We start from the raw sequence: 7,512 nt of genomic DNA on the forward strand, positions 1-7,512 counted from the left end.
GCAATACCGACCAGCGCAGCAAGGATTACGGCGATATCGCGCAGACTTTCCGCCCTGGCCATGCCGATTACACCTATTGGCAGAAATACGGCATTCGCGATCCGCGCGGCGGTGGTCGTTCGTCCGCGCGCGAAACCACCATGCGCGTGGCGGCGGCGGTGATCGCCAAGAAATGGCTGGCCGAGCGCTACGGCGTGCGCGTGCGCGGCTACCTGGCGCAGTTGGGCGAGATCGTTCCGGCGGGCTTCGACTGGAACGCGATCGAGCAGAACCCTTTTTTCTGGCCGCACGAGGCGCAGGTGCCGGAGCTGGAGAAATACATGGACGCGTTGCGCAAGTCCGGCGATTCGGTCGGCGCGCGCGTCAACGTTCAGGCCGACGGCGTGCCGCCCGGCTGGGGCGAGCCGATCTACGGCAAGCTCGACGGCGACCTGGCCGCCGCGCTGATGTCGATCAACGCGGTCAAGGGCGTGGAGATCGGCGACGGCTTCGAAGCGGTCACGCAGCGCGGCAGCCAGCATCGGGACGAAATGCATATGGACGGCTTTACGTCCAATCATGCCGGTGGCATCCTGGGCGGCATCAGTACGGGGCAGGCGGTATGTGCCTCGATCGCGCTCAAGCCCACCTCGAGCATTCTCATTCCCGGCCATAGCGTGAACCTGGCCGGCGAGTCGGTCGACGTGGTCACCAAGGGGCGCCACGATCCCTGCGTCGGCATTCGCGCCACGCCCATCGCCGAGGCGATGGTGGCCCTGGTGTTGATGGATCACGCGTTGCGCCATCGCGCACAATGCGGCGACGTGGGCGAAATAAAACCGCGCATCCCTTGATGGAACAAGGGCCTGTCGCCTTATGGCAGACAGGAAGCAAGCGCCCCACGGCAGTCAATCGCACATGAGCAAGTCACACAACGTCTGGGTTTCCCGCCCGCTTTTTCCGGAAGTACTGGCCCATCTGGCCCAATACGTGGACGTGCGCGCCGAAACCGACGAGCGCCAGCGTCCGCCGGCCGAGCTGCGCGAAAAGCTGGCCGACGTGGATGGCGCCATCGTCGGCCTGGGCGAGCGCATCGACGCTGGCGTGATCGCGGGCAATCGCAAGCTTCGCGTGGTGGCCAACCTTGCGGTGGGCTATAACAACTTAGATGTGCCGGCGCTGACCTCGGCCGGCATTCTTGCCACCAATACGCCGGACGTGCTCAACGAAACCACCGCCGACTACGCCTGGACGCTGCTGCTGGCGGCCGCGCGGCACGTCAGCAGCGCCGAACGCTGGTTGCGTGCCGGCCAATGGCGCGAGGGCATGCGCTTCCACGACTGGCTGGGCATGGACGTGCACGGCAAGACGCTGGGCATCCTCGGCATGGGCCGCATCGGACAGGCCATCGCCCGTCGCGCCTATGGCTTCGGCATGCCGGTGCTCTATCACAACCGCTCGCGGCTGCCGGAAAACATCGAACGTGATTGCCGCGCCCGGTGGGTCGAAAAAGCGGACCTGCTCAGGCGCGCAGATCATTTGATTCTGGTGCTGCCGTACAACGCGCAGAATCATCACGCCATCGGCGCTGCCGAACTGGCGCTGATGAAACCTACGGCCGTGCTGGTGAACATCGCCCGTGGCGGTATCGTCGACGATGCCGCGCTGGCCGTCGCCTTGCGCGAAGGCCGGCTGGCGGCGGCCGGGCTGGACGTGTTCGAAGGCGAGCCTTCCGTGCATCCGGCCCTGCTCGAACTCGACAACGCCGTGCTCAGCCCGCACATCGCCAGCGCCAGCGCCGATACGCGCCGCGCGATGGCGCAACTGGCGGCCGATAATTTGCTGGCGGCGCTGGGTCATGGACCCGACGCCGGACATCCACCTTCGCTGCTCAATCCGGAAGCTCTAGGAGCCGTACATGAAGCGAAAACGTGATACGTCTCACGCCAGCAAGGTTGTGCCGTGCAGTCCGCGTACCGCGCAGGCTAGATTCCCCGGTCGGGGTCTCGATGCCATCGCGGCGATTCTCCCTATCAGACAAGTGACCCGATGAGATGAGCAAGAAGAGTAGTTACAAGGTAGCGATGGTGGGCGCCACCGGCGCCGTGGGCGAGACCCTGCTGAGCATCCTGGCCCAGCGCGATTTTCCGATCAGCGAGCTGGTGCCGCTGGCCAGCGCGCGTTCGGCCGGCAGCAAAGTGGAGTTCGCCGGCAAACAGATCACCGTGCAGAACCTGGACGACTACGACTTCAACGGCGTGGACATTGCTTTCTTCTCCGCCGGAGGCTCGGTCAGCCGCGTGCATGCGCCGCGCGCTGCCGCTGCGGGCGCGGTGGTGATCGACAACACCTCGGAGTTCCGTTACCAGGACGACATCCCGCTGGTGGTGAGCGAAGTGAATCCGCACGCCATCGCGCAGTACACCGTGCGCGGCATCATCGCCAACCCGAACTGTTCCACCATGCAGATGCTGGTGGCGCTGGCGCCGATCCATCGCGCAGTGGGCATCGAGCGCATCAACGTGGCCACGTATCAGTCCGTTTCCGGCGCCGGCCGTTCGGGCATGGAAGAACTGGGCAAGCAGACCGCCGCGTTGCTCAACTTCCAGGACGTGGAAACGAAGAAGTTTCCCAAGCAGATCGCCTTCAACGTGATCCCGCACATCGACGACTTCCAGGCCAATGGCTACACCAAGGAAGAAATGAAGATGGTGTGGGAAACGCGCAAGATCCTGGAAGACGAATCCATCCAGGTGAACCCCACCGCGGTGCGCGTGCCGGTGTTCTATGGCCACTCCGAGGCCGTGCACATCGAGACGCGCGACAAGATCACCGCCGAGCAGGCGCGCGAGCTGCTGGAGCAGGCCGAGGGCGTGGTGGTGCAGGACGAGCGCAAGGCCGGCGGCTATCCCACGCCGGTGGGCGACGCGGCCGGGCAGGATCCGGTGTTCGTCGGCCGCATCCGCGAGGACATCTCGCACGACCGCGGGCTGGATCTGTGGATCGTGTCCGACAACATTCGCAAGGGCGCAGCGCTCAACGCCGTGCAGATCGCGGAATTGCTGATCGAGGATTATCTGTAATGGTAATGCGTTTCAGTCTGGTTTTGCTGGGTTGCTTGTTGGCTTTCAACGCTTGGGCGCAATCATCCAGGGATACGGCACAGGAGGCGACGGACGTTCGCCAGCAGGTGGCCCAGCACCAGACCGAAGTGCAGCGGTTGCAGCAGGACGTCAGCCAGCAGGAATCGACCAGCCAACAGGCAGCACAGAAGCTGCAACAGCAGGATCAGGCCATCGCCGAACTGCGCAAACAGATCGAGGCTGCCCGACAGGCCTCCAAGGTACCCTCGGGCAAGCATTGACGGCCGTCACGCCGGGCGAAAAATTCGGCGCGCAAAAGGGCCTCCGGGTAAAATCTGGTATTGTTGATTGACGTTTATCTAACTAAAGTGACGCCTTCCAAGAAGAAGGCGCCGCAAGCTGCGGTGTCTTTTCAGTAAAGCGTCCGGGTCGACTCGGGGGAGCCAAGCGATGAATCGTTCTTTGAAGCTGTCGATACTGCTGGCGCTTGCGCTGGGCAGCAGTCAGGCGGCAGCCGTGGAACTGGGCCAGGCACATATCAAGTCGGCGCTGGGGCAGCCGCTCCTGGTCGATATTCCGGTCACCAAGGCCACTCCCGATGAACTGCAGAGCCTGAGCGCGCAGTTGGCGCCCAACGACGCCTTCGTCAAGGCCGGCGGCGAGCGTCCCTCGATTCCCTTGCAATTCAACGTGGTGGACGACAACGGTCACAAAGTGATCCGCGTCACCAGCAGCTCCGCCGTGGACGATCCCTACCTCGACTTGCTGGTGGAAGTGAACAGCAGCACCGGCAGCAGCGTGCGTGAATTCGCCATCCTGCTCGACCCGCCGAACAAGGTAGCGCAGGCAGCCAGCAGCAGTGCGCCGTCGCGACGTCGCGCACCGGCCGCCAGCACATCCGCGCCGGCCAGCGAAACCACCGCCGCGCCGCGCCGCGCCAGCGCGCCTGCCCGTACCGCTCAAGCTCCCGTGCCGAGCGGCGGCCAGATCGGGCCGGTGGAGAAGGGTGCCACGCTGTCGCACATCGCTGCGCTGGCTGCGCCGGCCGGCGTCGACGTCAACCAGATGATGCTGGCGCTCAAGAGCGCCAATCCGGACGCGTTTTACCGCGACAACATCAACGCGCTGAAGGCCGGTTCGATCCTGCGCGTTCCCTCGCGCGACGACGCACTCGCCACGGCCGCTGCCGCAGCGGCCGCCACGGTGCACCAGCAGAACAGCGACTGGCGCAATGGCGCCGTCAGCACGCCAGTGGCCGTGGCCACGGGTGGTACGCGCGAGAACGCCTCGGTCGCCCCGACCGCCAACAGCAAGGCCGACCGCCTGGCACTGGTGCCGCCGGGCAGCGAGGGCCAGGCCCCCGGTGGTGCGAACGGCAAGGGTGGCGCCAGCGCCGCCGTGCGCCAGCAATTGCAGCGCAGCCAGGAAATGCTTTCCTCCCTGCAGCAGCAGAGCGAAGAGCTGAAGTCGCGCCTGAAGGACCTGGAAGACATCAACAGCAAGAACCAGCGCCTGTTGTCGTTGAAGGACAACGAAATCGCCGATCTGCAGAAGCAGCTCGCCGATGCGCGCAAGGCCGCCGGCAAGCCTGCCGCCCCGACGGCTGCGCTGACGCCGGCCCCGACGCCTGCGCCGGTCGAGAACAAGCCGGCAGCCCCGGTCGCCGCTGCGTCCGCACCGCACGCCGCCGCTCCCGCACCGGCCGTGGCCGGCGCAACGAGCGCCGCCAAGCCGGCTGCCGGCGCATCGGCCGCAAACGGCGTCGTCACCACGCCGCTGAATGCGCCCGCCAAGCCGAAGCCGGTCGTGCCGCCGCATCGCGTGCCTACGCCCGCGCCGGCCGAGCAACCCTGGTACACGGAAACCTGGGCCTGGGCGGCAGGTGGCGGCATCATCGTGCTGGCCTTGCTGGGCTTGCTCAGCCGCCGCGGCAAATCCGGCGGCAAGGCGGCCAGGTCGGCTTCGCCTTCGTCCAAGGGGGGCGGTTCGCTGGCCGATCGCTTCGGCACGGTGGACCTCGATAGCGAACATCCGGCCGGTTCCGACCCGGATCAGGACGAACTGCTCGACCAGCTTGCCGAACAGCCCGACGACATCGGCTTGCATCTGGAACTGGTCAGCCTGTATTACACCCGCCGCGATGTGGAGCATTTCGAAGCGGCCGCGGAAGCGATGCACGCGCACATCACCGATCCGGACCAGCCGGAATGGCAGGACGTGGTGCACATGGGCCGCGATCTGGCCCCGGGCCATCCGCTGTTCGCCGCGCACGACGCCGACGTCACGCAGGTGCGCGAGCAGCCGCATCACTTCGATCTCGACAGTTATCCTCCCACTCCGGCCGCCGCCGAGCCGGTGGCTCCGGCCAAGGCGCCGGCGCCTGCGCCGTCCAAGGTCAGCGAATACCATTTCGACTTCGACCTGACGCCGCATCATCCGGAACCTCTCTCCCGCCCTGCCTCCGCGCCGGCGGTGAAGGAGCCGGAAGAAGAGCCGATCTCCACCTGGAAGTTCGACGACGAACCGCTCGATGCGCCGCAAACGGCCCATGCAGGCCAGGCCGAGCACGAGCACCACGCGGTGCATACGGATCACGACGCGTTCGGCGAACTGACCGATGATCCGGTCGACACCAAGCTCGATCTGGCACGCGCCTACCTCGACATGGGCGACCCCGATGGCGCCCGCGCCATGCTGGAGGAAGTGCTGCACGAAGGCACGCAGATCCAGAAGGACGTCGCCAAGCAGTTGCTCGAAAAGATCAGCTGATCGTTCTTCAAGGCACACCTCATCGGGCCGGCCATTGCCGGCCCGATGTTTTTCCGCCACCTGCTACGCTTGTGCATCTTTTTGAGTGGTCCTACCACGCATGCGCATTGCCCTGGGCATCGAATACGACGGCACCGATTTTCTCGGCTGGCAGCGGCTGAGCCACGGTGCCAGCGTGCAAGCGAGCCTGGAGCGCGCGCTTTCGTTCGTGGCCGCCGAGCCGATCACGGTGACCTGCGCGGGCCGCACCGACGCGGGCGTGCACGGACGCTGCCAGGTGGTGCATTTCGATACCGAGGTGCAGCGCGACATGCGCGCATGGGTGCTGGGTACCTGCTCGAACTTGCCGACCAGCGTCGCCGTGTTGTGGGCGCAGATCGTGCCCGATGAATTTCACGCGCGCTTCTCCGCACGCAGCCGCCGTTACCGCTACAGCATTCTCAATCGCGCCGTGCGCCCCGCGTTGGATGCGCGCCATGTGACATGGGAGCGCCAGTCGCTGGATGCCGAACGCATGCATGCGGCAGCGCAAGCCTTGATCGGCGAGCACGATTTCTCCGCGTTCCGCGCCATCTCCTGCCAGGCGGCGCACGCGCGGCGCGAAGTGAAGCAGCTCAGTGTGCGGCGCGAGGGGCAGCAGGTGATCGTGGACATCGAAGCGAATGCATTCCTGCATCACATGGTGCGCAATATCGTCGGCTCGCTGTTGGTGGTGGGGCGTAGCGAGCAGCCAGCGGAGTGGATCGCCACCCTGCTGGCCGGACGCAATCGCGAAGTGGCCGGTCCCACGGCGGCGGCATCCGGCTTAACCTTCATTGCACCGCGCTACGAAAAACACTGGGGCTTGCCTGAGGAGGTCAGCGAATGACTCGCATCAAATGCTGCGGCATGACACGCGTCGAAGACGCCTTGCTCGCCGCCGAACTGGGCGTCGATGCGATCGGCGTGGTGCTGACCGCGCACAGCAAGCGACAGGTGTCGCTGGCGCAGGCGCGCGCGATTGTCCAAGCGATGCCGCCGTTCGTCGCCACCGTGGCCTTGTGCATGGATGACGAGGCGAACTTCGTGCAGGAGATCATCGATACCGTGCGCCCTTCGATGCTGCAGTTCCACGGCAGCGAGAGCGACGAGTGGTGCAAGCAGTTCGGCCAGCCGTATCTGAAGGCGATTGCGATGGGCGAGGGCGCGGCGGCGCTCTACCAATTGCATGATCACCCGCATGCGGCGGGGCTGTTGCTTGATGGGCATGGTCTGGGCGAACCTGGCGGCAGCGGTAAATCGTTCGATTGGTCGCTGATGCCGCGCGATCTGAAGCAGCCGTTGATTCTGGCTGGTGGTTTGAATGCGGCGAACGTGGCGGCGGCGATTGGTGTTGCGAAGCCGTGGGCGGTGGATGTGTCCAGCGGGATCGAATCGGCGCCGGGGGTGAAGGGTCACGGCAAGATGCGGGAATTTGTTGCGGCCGTGCGTGCTGTGTAACTGGAAGAGAGCGTTGTGGATTCTGTGCGCTGGGGTTCCCCCGGTTCGAGCCCGGGGTCAGCCCAGCCTATGTATGGACTCGCCCCCTACGTCAACCGCTTTTTTCATTCCCCGAAGGCCGGCTGCATCTATGTATAAGGCCTCATCAAGGTGGCAACACGTGCCACGGGCACACCATCGTTTGAGCTCGCACCATGCCGAT

Annotated in this window: 7 protein-coding genes; all 7 read left to right on the forward strand. The window is 65.4% G+C overall.

Going from position 1 to position 7,512, the window contains the following annotated elements:
- Positions 1–833: chorismate synthase (gene aroC / locus ACTHNE_RS19280; RefSeq protein WP_440270067.1), on the forward strand; the 833-nt coding region annotated here is incomplete at its 5' end.
- A 64-nt stretch (positions 834–897) separates the two neighbouring features.
- Positions 898–1,914 (forward strand): 2-hydroxyacid dehydrogenase, encoded by a 1,017-nt coding sequence (locus tag ACTHNE_RS19285; RefSeq protein WP_324947656.1) that lies wholly within the window; start codon positions 898–900, stop codon positions 1,912–1,914.
- 119 nt (positions 1,915–2,033) lie between these two features.
- Entirely contained in the window at positions 2,034–3,062 is a 1,029-nt protein-coding gene (locus ACTHNE_RS19290; protein ID WP_324947658.1) for an aspartate-semialdehyde dehydrogenase, read from the forward strand.
- A 38-nt stretch (positions 3,063–3,100) separates the two neighbouring features.
- Positions 3,101–3,343 carry a hypothetical protein gene (locus ACTHNE_RS19295; RefSeq protein WP_324947660.1) on the forward strand — a complete coding sequence of 81 codons (243 nt, stop codon included), beginning with the start codon at positions 3,101–3,103 and terminating at the stop codon, positions 3,341–3,343.
- Between the two features lie 169 nt (positions 3,344–3,512).
- Positions 3,513–5,831: a FimV/HubP family polar landmark protein gene (locus ACTHNE_RS19300; protein ID WP_440270068.1), complete on the forward strand. Its 2,319-nt coding sequence runs from the start codon at positions 3,513–3,515 to the stop codon at positions 5,829–5,831.
- Positions 5,832–5,931: 100 nt separating this feature from the next.
- Positions 5,932–6,699 carry a tRNA pseudouridine(38-40) synthase TruA gene (gene truA, locus ACTHNE_RS19305; RefSeq protein WP_324947664.1) on the forward strand — a complete coding sequence of 256 codons (768 nt, stop codon included), beginning with the start codon at positions 5,932–5,934 and terminating at the stop codon, positions 6,697–6,699.
- The gene (locus ACTHNE_RS19310; RefSeq protein WP_440270069.1) at positions 6,696–7,310 is read left to right on the forward strand and encodes a phosphoribosylanthranilate isomerase; all 615 of its coding nucleotides are present in this window, start codon (positions 6,696–6,698) and stop codon (positions 7,308–7,310) included. The genes truA and ACTHNE_RS19310 overlap by 4 nt, the downstream gene beginning before the upstream one ends.
- The last annotated feature ends 202 nt before the right edge of the window (positions 7,311–7,512 follow it).

Source organism: Dyella sp. (genome assembly GCF_051954575.1).
Lineage (GTDB): Bacteria > Pseudomonadota > Gammaproteobacteria > Xanthomonadales > Rhodanobacteraceae > Dyella_B.

Bases quoted from the DNA above. Each gene is read 5' to 3' on its own strand.
- ACTHNE_RS19290 (WP_324947658.1), top strand. From the start codon at position 2,034: ATGAGCAAGAAGAGTAGTTACAAGGTAGCGATGGTGGGCGCCACCGGC.
- ACTHNE_RS19300 (WP_440270068.1), top strand. From the start codon at position 3,513: ATGAATCGTTCTTTGAAGCTGTCGATACTGCTGGCGCTTGCGCTGGGC.
- truA (WP_324947664.1), top strand. From the start codon at position 5,932: ATGCGCATTGCCCTGGGCATCGAATACGACGGCACCGATTTTCTCGGC.
- ACTHNE_RS19285 (WP_324947656.1), top strand. From the start codon at position 898: ATGAGCAAGTCACACAACGTCTGGGTTTCCCGCCCGCTTTTTCCGGAA.
- ACTHNE_RS19310 (WP_440270069.1), top strand. From the start codon at position 6,696: ATGACTCGCATCAAATGCTGCGGCATGACACGCGTCGAAGACGCCTTG.